The organism is Lentzea sp. NPDC102401 (assembly GCF_044765805.1).
GTDB lineage: Bacteria > Actinomycetota > Actinomycetes > Mycobacteriales > Pseudonocardiaceae > Lentzea > Lentzea sokolovensis.
Window position 1 is genome coordinate 249,829 of sequence record NZ_JBIWKS010000009.1, and the last position, 15,116, is coordinate 264,944.

Here is a 15,116-nt window from a genome sequence, read left to right on the forward strand (position 1 = left end):
CCCGCGGGGGTCGGTACAAACCTCGCTTCATACATTCGTCACCGATGCAATCAGCTCCCGTGCCTGCTGCACTCCCTCGCTGCTGAAATGCTCCGCGTCCCGGGTGGCGTCGACGACCTCCAGCGCCTCGGTGAGGACGTCCCGCGCGCGGCCGTGATCCCCTGCGGCGATGAGAGCCTTCCCGAGCCTGATGAGGCAGTCGGCGACGTTGGTCCCTCCACGCATCGAGCGCCACACCTCCAACGCTCGCTCGTAACTGTCGACGGCCTCGGCATGACGGCCGAGACCGAGGTAGATGTCACCCAGCGTCTCGAGGTTCCCGGCCGGCCCCTCGTCCTGGCCGTTGTACTCGGTTTCAGCGAACTTCCCGGCCGCGCCCAGGCAGAGCTCGACCGCACGGGCGCCCTCACCCATGTTGTGGTGGGCTCTGCCGAGTGCGGCGAGGTGACGCCCCACCTCGTAGCTGTCGCTGTGGCCCTCCATCCGCGGGTGGACCTCCGCCAGCACGTCGAGCGCCTCCGCGAGGCGACCCTGCTTCTCGTAGGTGAACGCGAGGCCGCGCCGCAGGTGCGCCTCCGCGAGGACGTCGCCAGCGGGCTGTGCGCACCGGATCGCCTCCCGCAGGTGGAACTCACCGGCGTCGAAGTCGTTGAAGCTGATCAGCGTGGCGGCGAGCCTGCGGTGCATGAGGCTCTGCCCGTGGAAGTCGCCGAGCCGCTCCGCCGCCGCCAGCCCGAGGCGGTGCCCAGCCGCGATGTCGTTGAGGTACCCCTCTCTGGAGAGGTACCCGTGCATCACGAACATCACCTTCCAGGTGAAGTCGTCCGCCCCCAGTTCTCCCGCTCGTTCGGCGGCGGCGAGCATCACCCGGTGCTCGGCGGCGAACGTGGTCCACGCCGTGTCCACGTCCGGGATCGGGTCGAGGACCACACCTCTCGCGGGCGGTTCCGTGACGATCGGCGGGGAGTTGAACTGCAGTTGCTGCCAACACGCGTGTGCGGTGTGCAGGTAGTGGTCGAGCATCCGGCGCACTGCCGCGCCCCTCCGTTCGTCCGGCAGCTCACCCACGCGTTCGGCGGCGTAGTCCCGCAACAGGTCGTGCAGCAAGAACCGCCCGGCGTCCGTCGCGGTGACGAGGCTGCCCGCAACCAGTTCGAGCACGGCCTGCCGCGCCTGGTCCACCGGTAGCGCGGTGAGGCTCGCGGCGGCCTCCACCGCGAAGTCCGGGCCCGGATGCAGCCCCAGCAGCACGAACAGTTCGGCCGCCGGATCGCTGAGGAACCTCAGCGACCAGGAGAAGACAGGGCGGACACCGGTGGCGGGGTCATCGATGTCGAGCGCATCGAGTCGTTCCCGCTCCAACTCGTCCGCGAGCACGCCGAGCGGGTCACCGTAGGCCGCGCGGGCGGCCACGATGCCCAGTGCCAGCGGCAAGCCCGCACACCGCTCGACCAGCCGCGACACCGCGTCCGGCTCGGCCTCGACCCGCCTCGCGCCGATCCGTTCGATCAGCAGATCGGTCGCGGCCTGCTCGTCCATGACGTCCAGCGCGATGGGCTGAGCACCTTCCCGCACGACAAGCCCGCTCAGGCGGTTGCGGCTGGTGACCAGCACCAGGTTGCCGGCTCCGCCGGGCAGCAACGGCCGCACCTGGTCCACGTCCCTGGCGTTGTCCAGCACCAGCAGCACCCGCCGCCCCGCCAGCATCGACCTGTACTCGGCGATCACCGCGTCGTCGGACCAGTTGCGCAGCGTCGACGAGGGCAGACCGAGCGACACGAGGAAGTCGCGGACCACCGCGACCGGGTCGAGCGGCTCGGCGTGGAGGTCGAACCCGCGCAGGTTGACGTGGAGCTGGCCGTCCGGGAAGCGGTCGGCCACCTGATGCGCCCACTGCACCGCGAGCGCCGTCTTGCCGACGCCGCCAATGCCGCTGATGACCGAGATCAGCACGGGCTTGCCGGGCCGGGACTCCGCCATCTCGGTCAGCAGCGCCAGCTCGTCCTCGCGACCGACGAAGTGCGGGGGGACGGCCGGGAGTTGCCGGGGCACCGCCGACGAGACGGGCACGTCACCGCTGAGCACCTGCTCGTGCGCCTCGCACAGCCGTTGCCCGGGATCCACGCCGAGCTCGTCGGCCAGGTGCCCGCGGACCTCCTGGTAGACCGCGAGCGCCTCCGCCTGCTGACCGGCGCGGTGCAGGGCGAGCATCAGCTGGGCCCAGAAGGTCTCGCGCCACGGGTGCTGCCGCACCAGCGACCGCAGTTCCGGCACCAGCACGTCGGTGGCACCGGCGAGGTCGACGTCGATCCGGCGTTCCAGCGCGACGACCTGCTCCTCCACCAGCGGCGGCACGTCCTCGCGGTGCAGCGACTCCGACGTGACGTTGCCGAGCACCGGGCCGCGCCACAGCTCCAGCGCCGCGCGGTACTCACCCTCCGCGGCGAGGCGGCGGAACTGGGCCAGGTCGAGCTGGCCGGGGCCGACCTCGGCCGAGTAGCCGCGCGACGACGTGCGGACGCAGTTGGCCGCGCCGAGCGACTGCCGCAACCGCAGCACGACGGTCTGCAACGTCTTGTGCGCGCGGTCGGGGGCGGGCGGCTCGCCGTCCCACACACGTTCCACCAGTTCGTCCACCGACACGAACTCGTTGGCGCGCAACAACAGCGTGGCCAGCAGCACGCGCCCGCGACCTGCGGGAACAGCGACAGGCTCGCCGTCGAGCAGCACTTCCAACGGCCCCAGAACGCGGTACTCGGCAGTCACCCGGACGAACCTACCGGCACGCCGCAGTCCCGATAGGCATTGGCGGCCAACGCTTCCGCGGCCTTCGCGCCTTCCGCATCACCTGTGGCGCGATGCACGGCGGCGAGCGCTTGGAGCGACTGCCCCTCCTGGTACCGCTGGTGATAGCGCCGGTGCGTGGCGACTGCCTCCTCCGCACACCGCAGGGCTTCGTCCATCTCGCCCGTCGCGAGATGAAGCAACGCGCTCTCCCTGAACAGCGCCCCTTCTCCTTCGACCGCGTAGCCGGCATCGGTCCGGATTGCGCGAGCCTCGCTCAGATGATCCCCCGCCAGCTCGAGTTCACCGAGTTTCCGGTAGGCCCGCGCCGCCGCCCAATGCGCGGTGAGGCGGTATGAGAGGACCGTGGAGTCGTCACCCACGAGCCGCAGGCGCACCAGGGCGGCGGCCAGCGCGTCCTCGTGCGCACCGCAATGGTTCATCACCTCCTCCAACGCCTGCCAGACGTGGAACTCCTCTTCCATGCCGACCCTGTGCCGCGCCTCTTCGAGAATGTCGAGCATGAGGTCGAAGGCCACGTCGACCTTTCCGAGCGCCAGATCGGCACTGACGACGGAGGCGGTGCCGATGGAGATGCGAAGGGGGTTGCCAAGCGCGTCCAGCAACTCGAGGTACTTCTCGTAGTGCGCTCTGACATCCGCGAGCCTGCCCAGTTCCAGGCAGACGGTGATCAGGCCGTTGTGGGCGGCCGCGCGAGTACCAGGTGAGCCGGCCAGGTCCCGCACTCGCAGCAGCGCCTGCTCGGTGGCCGGGTAGTCCGACATCTCGAACCAGACGCCGGCGAGGTTTTGCAGGATCGACGCCTGTCCCTCGGTCGAACCCATCCGCTCCCTGATCGCGAGCGCCCGTTGCAGGTGTTCGACGGCGGTGCCCAAGTCGCCCGCGATCCGGGCCACCACCCCCACGGTGTTGTGTGCACTCGCCTGGACCGGCAGGTCGCTCTCCCTGACACCGATGTCGAGAGCTTCCAGCCCGAGTTGCGTCGCCCCCGCGAAGTCTCCCTGGCAGAAGCGGTAGATGGAGGCGCCCAGGTTCGAGCTGGCGACGAGCAGGTCCTCGCCGGACGCACGGCTGGAGCGATCCCGGATCTCGCACAGCACCGACCAGTTCGCGTCTTCACGAACGTCGTAGTAGAAGCCGTTGAGCACGGCTCCGAGCTCGGCCACCAGCCGGTGATCGCCCCGCCCGGTCGCGACGAGCATCGTCGCGATCAGGTTCACGTGCTCGGCGTTCAGCCACGCGAACGCCTCGTCCGTGCTCTTCAGCACCACGTCGGGCAGTTGGGTCGTGGTCGTCGCGAGCGGGTGCCTCCGCTGGTCCGGGAACAGCAACTCGGCCGCGTCGTCAGCCATGCGGCGGTAGAAGTCGTACAGCCACCCGACGGCCTCGTTGGTCTCCTCGCTCGTGCACCTCTCCCTCGCGTACACGCGCAGCAGGTCGTGCAGGGCGAAGCGGGTGCCGCGCTGTTCGACGAGGTGCACACCGACCAGGTGGTTGAGGTGGCGGCGGACGTTGGGCAGGCCGGCGATCACGGCGGCGTCGTTCGCGGTGAAGTCCGCGCCGGGCAACAATCCCAGCCTGCGCAACACCATTCGTGTCTCCTCCGGCAACGAGGAGTAGCTCTCGTCCAGGACGACGCTGACGGCTGCGGCGGGATCACCGGGCACCGCGAGCTCGCCGAGGCGGTCGTCGCCGAGTTGCGCGACCTTGTCCGCGATGGTCATCGCGTCCTGGGAGGACAGGTCCGCGGCCGCGATGCGCAACGCGAGCGGCAGCCCGCCGCACAACCGCACCAGCGCGGCGGCGGCCTCCGCCTCGGCCCGCACCCGGTCCGCGCCGAGCGCCCGCTCCAGCACACGCGTTCCGCCGTCATCGCTCAGCACCGGGAGCCGAAGCAGGTCGGCGTCGTGCAGGGCGAGTCCGCGCAGGTCGCCTCGGCTCGTGACGATCGTCAGGGCGCCGGCGGACGCGGGCAGCAGCGGCCGCACCTGCTCGGCGTTCGCGGCGTTGTCCAGCACCAGCAGCAACTTCCGGTCCGCGACGAGCGACCGGTAGAGCGCCACCTGTTCGTCCAGTCCAGCAGGCACGTGGTCGGCGCCCAGCGCCTTGAGAACGAGGGTCAGCGCTTCCTGCGGCGGCATGGCCCGCACAGGATCCTGACCGCGCAGGTGCACGAAGATCTGCCCGTCCGTGAACCGCTCGCTGATCCGATGGGCCCAGTGCACGGCCAGGGAGGTCTTGCCGACCCCACCTGTGCCCGCGATGGCCAGCACCTTCGCGTCGCTGGCCGCGAGCCGTGCCACATCGTGCTCACGCCCGGCGAAGGTGGCGAGATCCGGCGGCAACTGCTTGGGCGTGACGCGCTTCTCCTTCGGTGGCGCGACCTCTCCACGCAGGATCTGCTCGTGCAACTCGCGCAGCGCGGGCGCCGGGTCGATCCCCAGTTCTTCCGCGAGCATCTCGCTGACCTGCCGATACGTCGCGAGCGCACCGGCCTGCTGCCCCGACCGGTACAGGGCGAGCATCAGGTGGCCCCAGAAGCGGTCGCGCAACGGATGCCTGCGGGTGAGGTCCTGCAGTTCCGGCACCAGGTCCACCGACCGCCCGGCCGTGAGGTCCGCCTCGATCCGCTGCTCCAGCGCGGCGAGCTGTTCCTCCACCAGCGACGGCACCTCGTCGCGGTGCAGCGACTCCGACGCGACGTTGCCCAGTACCGGTCCCCGCCACAGGGCGAGGGCGGGCCCGAACTGCTGCCGGGCGACCAGCGCGCGGAACCTCAGCAGGTCGAGCTGCTCCGGCTCGATCTCGGCCAGGTACCCACCGGGCTCGTGCCGCACGCAGTTCGCCTCGCCGAGCGCCTGCCGCAGCCGCATCACGACGGTCTGCAACGTCTTGTGCGCCCGGTCCAGGTCCGGCGGCGCGCCCTCCCACAACCGTTCGACCAGCTCGTCCACGGACGTGAACCGATTGGCGCGCAACAACAGCGTGGCGAGCAGCACCCGGCCGCGGCCGGCGGGAACCGGCACGGGCTCACCGTCGAGCACTACCTCCAGCGGTCCCAGCAACCGGTACTCAGCTCTCACACCGCGGAAGTCTAGGTGCGTCACCGAGACGCGCGCTCGACGTCGAACGGCCGTCCCGAGCTCGTCTGGCCCGGCACGCTGAGCAGCCGCTATCTTTGTTTCATGACCGCTCTGCCTGACTGGATGCGCCCTCCCCGCGCGGAAGGGTGGTTCGCGGAGGATCTGGACCGCCTCCCCGAGGCGCCTCGGCACACCGAGTTGATCGACGGAGCTCTCGTTTTCAGGATGTCACCGCAGCGGTCGTGGCAGGGTCGCGTCGTCACCGGCCTCACCGTCCAACTCATGGGCCAGGTTCCGTTCCGGATGGCATCGAAGTCGAGCGAGAAATGACCATCCGGCTCGACCGGCGCAACCGCCCAGAGCCCGATCTTCTGGTGACCACCGCGTCGGTCGATCCCGACCGCACCTGGTTCGCCCCCGAGGACGTCCTGCTCGTCGTCGAGGTGCTCTCGCCTGAGTCTGAGCACCGCAACACCACCGTCAAGCTGCGCAAATACGCGGAGGCGGGGATCATGCACTACTGGCTGGTCGAGGACGACGCCAACCAGCCCGTCGCCCACGTCTACGAACTGGACGAGCCGACCAAGGCCTACGTCTCGACCGGAATCTTCCGCGGACAGCTCACGTCATCGGTGCCGTTCCCGATCACCATCGACCTCGAAAGCCTCTTCCGCGTCAGCCGCTGAACACGACGATGGCCTCTTCCCGCTGGGGGAAGAGGCCATCGCTCTGAGCTGATCAGACGTTGAAGCGGAACTCCACCACGTCGCCGTCGGCCATGACGTAGTCCTTGCCCTCCATGCGGACCTTGCCCGCCGCCTTCGCGTCGGCCTTCGAACCGGAGGCCACCAGGTCGTCGAACGACACGACCTCGGCCTTGATGAAGCCGCGCTCGAAGTCCGTGTGGATCACGCCGGCCGCCTGCGGGGCCGTGGCGCCCTTCGGGATCGTCCAGGCGCGCGATTCCTTCGGGCCGGCCGTGAGGTAGGTCTGCAGGCCGAGGGTGTGGAAGCCGGCGCGGGCCAGGGCGTGCAGGCCCGGCTCGGTCTGGCCGATCGACTCCAGCAGTTCGAGGGCCGACTCGTCGTCGAGTTCGATCAGCTCCGACTCGACCTTGGCGTCGAGGAAGACGGCGTCGGCCGGGGCGACGAGCTCGCGCAGTTCCTTCACGCGGGCCTCGTCGGTCAGCACGCCCTCGTCGGCGTTGAAGACGTAGAGGAACGGCTTGGTGGTGAGCAGGGAGAGCTCACGCAGCAGCTCACCGTCCACTTCGGACTGCGCTGCGAACAGCGTGCGGCCCGCGTCGAGGATGTCCTTGGCCTTCTTCGCGTTCTCGAGGACGGCGCGGCGGTCCTTCTGCATCCGCGCCTCCTTCTCGATCCTCGGGATGGCCTTCTCGAGGGTCTGCAGGTCGGCGAGGATCAGCTCGGTGTTGATCGTCTCGATGTCGCTCGACGGATCGACGCGGCCGTCGACGTGCACGACGTCCGGGTCGTCGAACACGCGGATGACCTGGCAGATCGCGTTCGCCTCACGGATGTTCGCGAGGAACTTGTTGCCGAGTCCCTCACCCTCCGACGCGCCCTTGACGATGCCCGCGATGTCGACGAACGACACGACGGCGGGCACCTCGCGCTCGGAGCCGAAGATCTTGGCGAGGGTCGTGAGGCGGGCGTCCGGCAGCGGCACCACGCCCACGTTCGGCTCGATGGTCGCGAACGGGTAGTTCGCGGCGAGCACGTCGTTGCGCGTGAGCGCGTTGAACAGGGTGGACTTGCCAACGTTGGGCAGGCCGACGATACCGAGGGTCAAACTCACGGTGAGCGAGTCTACGGCAGCCGACGGTCGTGTCCGATTCCCGCGAGCCATTGGGCGTTCCCGCTGGCAGGATCGATGGCATGGTCATTGACGAAGAACACGCGTACCGGGTGTGCTCCGCACGTGACGCCCGTTTCGACGGGTGCTTCATCCACGCGGTCCGCACGACCGGCATCTACTGCCGGCCGTCGTGCCCCGCGGTGACCCCGAAGCGCCGCAACAGCCAGTTCTTCCTGACGGCCGCCGCCGCGCAGTCCGCGGGCTTCCGGGCCTGCCGCCGCTGCCTGCCGGACGCCGTGCCGGGCTCCCCCGAGTGGAACCTCCGCGCGGATCTGGCTGGCCGGGCGATGCGGCTGATCAGCGACGGCATCGTGGAACGCGACGGCGTGACGGGCCTGGCCTCCCGGCTCGGCTACTCGGAACGCCACCTCACCCGCGTGCTGACCGCCGAGCTCGGCGCCGGTCCGCTGGCCCTGGCCCGCGCCCACCGCGCCCACGCGGCCCGTCTGCTGATCGAGACGACCGAACTGCCGTTCGCCGACATCGCGTTCGCCGCGGGCTTCGCGTCGGTCCGCCAGTTCAACGACACGATCCGCATGGTGTTCGCCTCGACCCCGTCCGACATGCGCGGCCGGGGCAAGGCACCGGTGGGCACGCCGGGCCGCATCGTCCTGCGCCTGCCGTACCGCCCGCCGTTCGACGCCACGGGCCTGCTGGCCCACTTCCGGGCGCACGCGTTGCCCGGCGTCGAGGAGGTGACCGCCGACTCCTACGCACGCACCCTCTCCTTGCCGCACGGCGAGGCGACGGTCCGCCTGACGTTTCCCACCGACCACGTCCTGTGCTCGCTGCGCCTCGCCGACGTGCGGGACCTGGGTGCGGCCGTGGCCCGCGTCCGCCGTCTCCTGGACCTCGACGCCGATCCGACGGCCGTCGACTCGTTCCTGGGGGCCGACCCGCTGATCGGCCCGCTGGTCCGCGAGGTGCCCGGCATCCGCGTGGCGGGCAGCGTCGACGGCGCCGAGACCCTGCTGCGTCTGGTGGCCCCGAACACCTGCGTCCCGCTGCAGATCCCGGACGGCGCCCTGACCCACCTCTACGCGGCCGGGGACCACCCCGTCACCGAGGCGCTGGCGAACGGCAGACTCGTCGTCGACGTGGGCCGCTCGATCGAGGACCTGACCGAAGAACTCACTCCCCTGGTCGGCGCCTCCGTGGCCGACGAGGTGGCCATGCGAGTGCTGGGCGCACCGGACGTGCTGGTGCTCCCCGAGGCCTCGCGACACCTGGCTTCCCACGGCCCGAACTGGCGGCCGTGGCGCTCCTACGCCGGAGCACACCTGACGAGGAAGGCAGCAACATCATGAGCGTCGCGCACACGTCCACCGTGGACACCCCGGCGGGGCCGTTCACCGCGATCGTCGCGCCGGACGGGGCAGTGCTGGCCAGCGGCTGGACCGCCGACCTCGCCCTGCTGACGCCCCAGATCCACGCCTCCCTGATGCCGTCCGAGATCACCTCGCGGCCCGATCTGGGCGACGTCACCAAGGCCGTCGTCGCCTACCACGAGGGCGACCTGACCTCGATCGACACCATCGAGGTGCGCCAGAGGTCCGGCCCGTTCCTGCAGCACGCGTGGGACGTCCTGCGCACGGTCAAGGCGGGCGAGCCCGTCACCTACTCCGAGTACGCCGAGCTCTCCGGCCGCCCGGCCGCGATCCGGGCGGCGGCCTCGGCCTGCGCCCGCAACTCGGCGGCGCTGTTCGTGCCCTGCCACCGGGTGATCCGGATCGGCGGCAACCTCGGCGGCTTCCGCTGGGGCCTGGACGTCAAGCGCTGGCTGCTGGCCCACGAGAACTAACCCACGAGAGTGATCTCCGGAGCGGCACCGGTGATCAGTTCGGTGCCGCACCCTGGGCACGAGCTAGTCACCGGCGCCGCGCCGGAGATCAGCTGCCCCTCGATGCCCAGCCACTCGCCGACGCCGTTGTCCCGGCAGGTGTGGCAACCGACGCGGTAGTTCAGCCGCACCCACGGTTCCGCCGTCAGTTCCGAGGCCCGGACTTCGGGCTCCATCAGGTCGTTGAACGGTGCCCACCACGACGTGATCCGGCACCGCAGCCTGCGTTCCTCCCCCTGGTCGGTGGCGTCGAACGCGCTGACGCGCATCGGGGCCGGGTGCTCGTTGCCGGTGCAGAGCCCGTGTGGCATGCCGTGCTGCAGCTGCACGACACGTCCGACGCGCAGGCAGACGAGGCAGTCGTGGGTGAAGTCGAGCCGGTTCGACCAGACGAAGTGGGCGGCCGGGGTCACGGTGACACGCGCGGTGACTTCCACATGGGACAGCACGGGCCGAGATTAGAGCCAACTCACGCCAGCGACATCTCCAGCGTCGACCCGGTCCTGGCCTTCCGCACCCGCAGCCGCGTGGGAATCCGCTGCCGCAGCTCCTCCACGTGCGACACCAGCCCCACGACCCGCCCACCGGCCCGCAGTTCGTCCAGCGTGTTCATGACGATGTCCAGCGTGTCCGAGTCCAGGGTCCCGAACCCCTCGTCGACGAAGAGGGTGTCGAGCAGCGCGCCGCCGGTCTCGTTGGCGACCACGTCGGCCAGCCCGAGCGCGAGCGACAGCGAGGCCAGGAACGACTCCCCGCCGGACAGCGTCTTGGCCGGCCGGGCCCGTCCCGAGTAGTCGTCCAGCACGTCGAGGTTCAGCCCGCCTCGGGTGCCGCGCGCACCGGCCGAGTCGGAGTGCACGAAGCTGTACCGGCCCTGGCTCATCCGGTGCAGCCGGGCGGACGCGGCGACCGCGACCTCCTCCAGGCGCGCGGCGAGCACGTACGACCGCAAGGTCATCTTCTTGGAGTTCTGCCCGCGGCCGTTGATCACGTCGGTCAACGCGTCCAGCTCGGCGTACGTGGCCTCCAGCGGCTCCAGCGACTTCCACTCGGCACGCAACCGCGCGGCCAGCTCACCGACTCGCTCCAACGCCGCCTGAGCACGCGCGAGACCGGTGGCGGCGGAGGACGCGGCGGCACGGGCCGACGACGCCGCGGCCGTCACCTGGCCGAGGTCCACCTCGTGGGCCGGGTCGATCTCGGCCAGCTCCTCCACCGTCGCCGAGGCCGAGGCACGGGCGCGTTCCCAGGCTGCGATCCGGTCGTCCAGGGCCTGCAGTTTGATCGCCGGACGGGCCGCGGCCAGGACCGCGTCGACGTCGGGGAAGCCCGCGTCGGCGGCCATGGCCGCCACCAGGGCCTGCTGTTCTTCCACGCGGGCGAAGGCGGCGTCACGGGCCGCGCGGCGGTCGGCCAGTTCCACCAACGCCTTCGAGAGCCGGAGCAGGTGGTCGCGGCGGGTCAGGACGTCGTCGTGCTCGCCGCGGGCCTTGTCCAGGCGGGCACCGCGTTCCTCCACCACCCCCACCAGGGATTTGTGTTCGGTGTGCAGGCCCACCAGGTCCTGTTCCACCTGGGCCTTCTCCGCGCCGAGCTCGCGGGTCTTGGCTTCGAGGCCGACGAACTCGTTCTGCCGCTGCGAACGGGTGCGGGCCAGGTCGTGGGCCTTGCGGTACTCGGCGATCGCGGCAGCGGGCTCGGCGGAGCCCAGGGCCTCCCAGCAGGCCTGGATGCGCAGTTCGGCGGCGTGGGCGGCGCGCTCGGCCTCGTTGCGGCGGTCCAGGGCGAGCTGTTCTTCGGCGGCCGCGTCCTCCTCGGCGGTCGCGTCGACGCCGCCGAGCATCGGTTGCGCGGGCGCGGGGTGCGACGGCGAGCCGCAGACGGCGCAGGGCTTGCCGCGCTTCAACGCCGCGGCCAGTTCGATGGCCATGTTCTCCAGGCGCTGGTGGCGGACCTGCTGGAGGACGTCCTTGGCCTTCTGGTGGACGTCGATCGCCTCGTGCAGCTCCTTCTTGGTGCGCTCCAACGCTTTCCCGGCGTCCGGCAGCGCCAGGGCGGCGTCGGCTCGGGACTTCAGGGAGTCCAGGCGTGCCGAAGCCTCCGCGGCCGCGTCCAGCTGGAGGCGGCACTGCGCCACCCGTTCCGGCAGCACCTCCAGCTCGGCGTTCAGGGCCAGCAGCCGGCGTTCGACCTGGTACGAGGAGTTCTTCAGCACCGACAACCGGCGCACGTCGGCCTGCTGGCGTTCGGCCTCGGCGGCCAGCTCGCCCAGGCCACCTGCCTCCTCGCGGTAGCGCTCCGCGTCCTCTCGCAACTCCGAGCCCTTGTAACCCAAGCGCTCCAACGATTCGAGAGCGCGGGCCTCGTCGCGGACGGCGAACTCGTAGGACTGCTGAAGCTTCGCGATCTCCCCGAACGCCGGTACGACCGGAATGGCACGGCGAGCCGCGTCCCGTTCGGCGAACCACGCCGCGGAGTCCGCTGCCTCCACGCGGGCCAGCAACTCGCGGGCTTCACGCACGCGACGGATCTGGTCGGCCTGCACACGGGCCTGGGCCAGCAACGCGTCCGCCCCGTCGGCCAGGCCCGCCGTCTCCTCCGCCAGCGCCCCGGCCGCGGAGACGGCGGAGGTCAGCCGCTCCAGCACGGATTCCAGCCAGCCCGGCTCGAACGACGGCTCCTCGCCCGCGGCCTCGGCCACCCGGTGCATCAGTTCGGTGGCGCCCTGGCGGCGGTCCTCCAGCACGCGGCCGGCGACGACTCGCTTGTCCCGGAACCACTTCTCCACGTCGAGGAACCGCTCGGTGCCGAAGAGCTTCTCCAGCAACACCTCGCGTTCGGCCGTGTCCGACCTCAGGAACCGCGCGAACTCGCCCTGCGGCAGCAGCACGACCTGGAAGAACTGCTCGTACGACATGCCCAGCATGTCCTCGACCGCGCGCGCCACGTCGTCGATGCGGGTGATGCCCTCGCCGTCCCAGCCTTCGAGCCAGGTCAGCGAGCACTTCGCGGGCTGGGTGGTGAAGCCGCCGCCGCGCTTCTTCGGCCGGTCGAACTCCGGCGAGCGCACGATCCGGAACCGCCGCGACTGCACGGTGAGCTCCAGCGACACCTCCGTCGGCACCTCGGGATCGGCGTACTCGCAGCGCAGCTTCTTCACATCGCCACGTGCGCCCGGCACCCGGCCGAACAGCGCGAACGCCACCGCGTCGAGCAACGTCGTCTTGCCGGCGCCCGTGTCGCCGTGCAGCAGGAACAGCCCGTCCGCGCCCAGTTCGTCGAAGTCGACGACCTCGGGCTTCGGGTAGGGACCGAACGCGGTGAGCTCCAGGCGGTGCAGTCTCATTGCTCCTGCTCTCTCGCCACCGACGCGAACGCCTCGCGCAACAACGCCATCTCGGCCGTGGAGGGCTCGGAGCCACGCGCGTCCGACACGAAGCAGCAGGCCACTTCCTCGTCGGAACGGCCGCGCACCCGGTCCGCGTAGGTCATGGTGTGCTGCTGGCCCTGTTCCGGCCGCCACTCCACGTGCACCGCGTGCTCGAACCGCTTCTGCAGCTGCCGCAACGCGTCCATCGGCCGCACCTGGTCCGTGAGCACGACCGACAGGAAGTGGTCTTCCAGCGGCTTGTGCGCCGGATCCTCCAGCACCTCCGCCAGGGTGCCGCTCACCACGGCCAGCTGTCGCGGCACCGGCAGATCCCGCCGTTCCACCCCGACGAGCCCGCCCGCGTCCAGCTCGACCAGCCACACCGACTTGCGGTGCCGCGCCTCGGAGAACGAGTACGCGAGCGGACTGCCCGAGTACCGCAAATTCTCCGCGAGCGTCTGCGGCCCGTGCAGGTGCCCGAGAGCCACGTAGTCGACGCCCGCGAACACCTGCATCGACACGTCCTGCACACCGCCCACCGCGATGGTGCGCTCGGACTCCGACGGCGCCCCACCGGTCACGAAAGCGTGCGCCAGCACCACCGAGCGCGCCTCGCGTGATGCCAGGTCGGCGCGAATCCGCCGCATCGCCTCACCGAGCACGGGCGCGTGCCCCTTGTCCGCCACCCCGAGCACGTGCCGCGCGGGCTCCGGCTCCAGGAACGGGATCCCGTACACCGCGACGGGCCCGTGCTCGTCCTCCAGTTCGACGGGCTTGTCCAGCAACGAGATCTGCGTGCGCAGGTACAGCCCGCCCGCCGCCGCGAACTCGCCGAACACCCCGATCCGCGCCGCCGAGTCGTGGTTGCCGGGCGTGATCACGATCCGCGCCCCGGCCGCACGGATCCGCATCAGCACCCGCGCGCACAACGCCACCGCGTCGGCCGAGGGCACCGCCCGGTCGTACAGGTCGCCCGAGATGACCACGACGTCGACCTTCTCGGAAGACACCAGGTCAGCGAGGCCGCTCAGCACCGACTCCTGCTCCACGAGCAGATCGCGGCCGTGGAAGGTGCGCCCCACGTGCCAGTCGGAGGTGTGCAGGATCCGCATGGCCCCAACCGTAGAGACGGGGTCTGACAAATCTCCGGGAGGGTTCCCGGCGTGTCACCCAATCGAGTTCAACATCTTTGAGGGAGCATCATCGTGCCGTGACCGCAGTGATCATCACCGCCTCTCTCGTCCTGGCGCTCGTCTGCGCCGGGGCGCTGGTGTTCGTCTACCGGCTCTACCAGGACAGCGTCCGGCGCACGGACGAAGCGCTCCAGGCCATCGGCAGCGAACGCGCGCGCTACGACGCGCAACAGGTTGCCCTGCAACGCTACGAAGTGGCGTTCTCCAGCGTCAGCGGACGCGGTGAGCTGGGCGAACAGGTGCTCGTCGAGACAGCGCGCGCACTCGGCCTGAGGGAGAACCTCCACTACACGCTCCAGACGGACGTGGCGGGCGGCGGCGCGGTCCGGCCCGACATGGTGCTGAACGTCGGCGGCGGCCGCGCGGTCCCGGTCGACTCGAAGATGTCCATGGCGACGTGGGCCGAGGCCGTCGAGACGGACGATCCGCAGGAACGCCAGGACGCGCTGCGGGTGCACGTCCGCAACATCCGCTCGCGCGCCGCCGAACTGGCCGGCAAGGGCTACCAGCGCTGGGCCGACGCCATCTACGGCACGATCATGTTCGTCCCCAACGACGGCGCGGTCGTCGCGGCCCTGGACACCGACCCCGAACTGCTGCGCTGGCTGCTCGACCGCCGCGTCTTCCTGTGCGGCCCGACCGGGTTCGCCGTGATCGCGTCGAGCGCCATGTTCGCGGTCACCGAACGCGCGCTGGCCGACGACGTCGAGCAGGTCAGGCTGCAGGCGGGCCGGGCCAACCGGGCCGCGGACAGCGCCATCGACGCCGTCAACCTCTCCACCACCCACCTGCAGCGCTTCCTCTCGGCGAGGCGCAGGGAGCTCGACGCCCTGGAGGGCTTCCGGGCGAGCGTGGAGCCGCTGACGGACGCCTCCGCCACTCCTACGCCCCTCCCACTGGTCCGAAGGGCGGACGAACAGTCCGCTTAAAACGCACGCAGTGTGCCC

The 15,116-nt window shown here is 70.6% G+C and carries 11 protein-coding genes; 5 read left to right on the top strand and 6 right to left on the bottom strand.

The genetic code is table 11. The features are described from left to right. Positions 1-27: 27 nt before the first annotated feature. Both ACIRG5_RS29630 and ACIRG5_RS29635 read right to left on the bottom strand, forming a co-directional pair. Positions 28-2,766 carry a BTAD domain-containing putative transcriptional regulator gene (locus ACIRG5_RS29630; RefSeq protein ID WP_402910447.1) on the bottom strand — a complete coding sequence of 913 codons (2,739 nt, stop codon included), beginning with the start codon at positions 2,764-2,766 and terminating at the stop codon, positions 28-30. Next, the gene (locus ACIRG5_RS29635; RefSeq protein ID WP_402910449.1) at positions 2,763-5,888 is read right to left on the bottom strand and encodes a BTAD domain-containing putative transcriptional regulator; all 3,126 of its coding nucleotides are present in this window, start codon (positions 5,886-5,888) and stop codon (positions 2,763-2,765) included. The genes ACIRG5_RS29630 and ACIRG5_RS29635 overlap by 4 nt, the downstream gene beginning before the upstream one ends. A gap of 102 nt (positions 5,889-5,990) precedes the next feature. Here ACIRG5_RS29635 and ACIRG5_RS29640 point away from each other — a divergent pair, with 102 nt between their 5' ends. Beyond that, the gene (locus ACIRG5_RS29640; protein WP_402910451.1) at positions 5,991-6,218 is read left to right on the top strand and encodes a hypothetical protein; all 228 of its coding nucleotides are present in this window, start codon (positions 5,991-5,993) and stop codon (positions 6,216-6,218) included. After that, positions 6,215-6,574, top strand: coding sequence for a Uma2 family endonuclease (locus ACIRG5_RS29645; protein WP_402910454.1), 360 nt, complete (start codon positions 6,215-6,217; stop codon positions 6,572-6,574). The genes ACIRG5_RS29640 and ACIRG5_RS29645 overlap by 4 nt, the downstream gene beginning before the upstream one ends. Before the next feature lie 52 nt (positions 6,575-6,626). Here the strand turns inward: ACIRG5_RS29645 and ychF are convergent, their stop codons facing one another. Then, the gene (gene ychF, locus ACIRG5_RS29650; protein ID WP_402910456.1) at positions 6,627-7,706 is read right to left on the bottom strand and encodes a redox-regulated ATPase YchF; all 1,080 of its coding nucleotides are present in this window, start codon (positions 7,704-7,706) and stop codon (positions 6,627-6,629) included. 80 nt (positions 7,707-7,786) lie between these two features. Between ychF and ACIRG5_RS29655 the strand changes: the two genes are divergently transcribed. Together ACIRG5_RS29655 and ACIRG5_RS29660 are read left to right on the top strand one after the other, a co-directional pair. After that, entirely contained in the window at positions 7,787-9,073 is a 1,287-nt protein-coding gene (locus ACIRG5_RS29655; protein ID WP_402910458.1) for a bifunctional transcriptional activator/DNA repair enzyme AdaA, read from the top strand. Further along, the gene (locus tag ACIRG5_RS29660) at positions 9,070-9,567 is read left to right on the top strand and encodes a methylated-DNA--[protein]-cysteine S-methyltransferase (protein ID WP_402910461.1); all 498 of its coding nucleotides are present in this window, start codon (positions 9,070-9,072) and stop codon (positions 9,565-9,567) included. Before ACIRG5_RS29655 ends, ACIRG5_RS29660 begins: the two co-directional genes overlap by 4 nt. On the opposite strand, the gene ACIRG5_RS29665 is transcribed toward ACIRG5_RS29660, so the two are convergent. From ACIRG5_RS29665 to ACIRG5_RS29675, 3 genes are read right to left on the bottom strand one after another with little or no spacing between them, the layout of a single operon-like run. Beyond that, positions 9,564-10,055: a hypothetical protein gene (locus ACIRG5_RS29665; RefSeq protein ID WP_402910463.1), complete on the bottom strand. Its 492-nt coding sequence runs from the start codon at positions 10,053-10,055 to the stop codon at positions 9,564-9,566. The genes ACIRG5_RS29660 and ACIRG5_RS29665 overlap by 4 nt on opposite strands. 20 nt (positions 10,056-10,075) lie before the next feature. After that, a complete protein-coding gene (locus ACIRG5_RS29670; RefSeq protein ID WP_402910466.1) occupies positions 10,076-12,952 on the bottom strand; it encodes an AAA family ATPase in 2,877 nt (958 codons plus the stop codon). Next, positions 12,949-14,088, bottom strand: a complete 1,140-nt coding sequence (locus tag ACIRG5_RS29675) for an exonuclease SbcCD subunit D (protein WP_402910468.1) — start codon at positions 14,086-14,088, stop codon at positions 12,949-12,951. Before ACIRG5_RS29675 ends, ACIRG5_RS29670 begins: the two co-directional genes overlap by 4 nt. A gap of 98 nt (positions 14,089-14,186) precedes the next feature. Here ACIRG5_RS29675 and ACIRG5_RS29680 point away from each other — a divergent pair, with 98 nt between their 5' ends. Next, positions 14,187-15,098 (top strand): DNA recombination protein RmuC, encoded by a 912-nt coding sequence (locus ACIRG5_RS29680; protein ID WP_402910471.1) that lies wholly within the window; start codon positions 14,187-14,189, stop codon positions 15,096-15,098. Positions 15,099-15,116 lie beyond the last annotated feature (18 nt).

Bases quoted from the DNA above. Each gene is read 5' to 3' on its own strand.
- ACIRG5_RS29640 (WP_402910451.1), top strand. From the start codon at position 5,991: ATGACCGCTCTGCCTGACTGGATGCGCCCTCCCCGCGCGGAAGGGTGG.
- ACIRG5_RS29645 (WP_402910454.1), top strand. From the start codon at position 6,215: ATGACCATCCGGCTCGACCGGCGCAACCGCCCAGAGCCCGATCTTCTG.
- ACIRG5_RS29655 (WP_402910458.1), top strand. From the start codon at position 7,787: ATGGTCATTGACGAAGAACACGCGTACCGGGTGTGCTCCGCACGTGAC.
- ACIRG5_RS29660 (WP_402910461.1), top strand. From the start codon at position 9,070: ATGAGCGTCGCGCACACGTCCACCGTGGACACCCCGGCGGGGCCGTTC.
- ACIRG5_RS29670 (WP_402910466.1), bottom strand. From the start codon at position 12,952: ATGAGACTGCACCGCCTGGAGCTCACCGCGTTCGGTCCCTACCCGAAG.
- ACIRG5_RS29675 (WP_402910468.1), bottom strand. From the start codon at position 14,088: ATGCGGATCCTGCACACCTCCGACTGGCACGTGGGGCGCACCTTCCAC.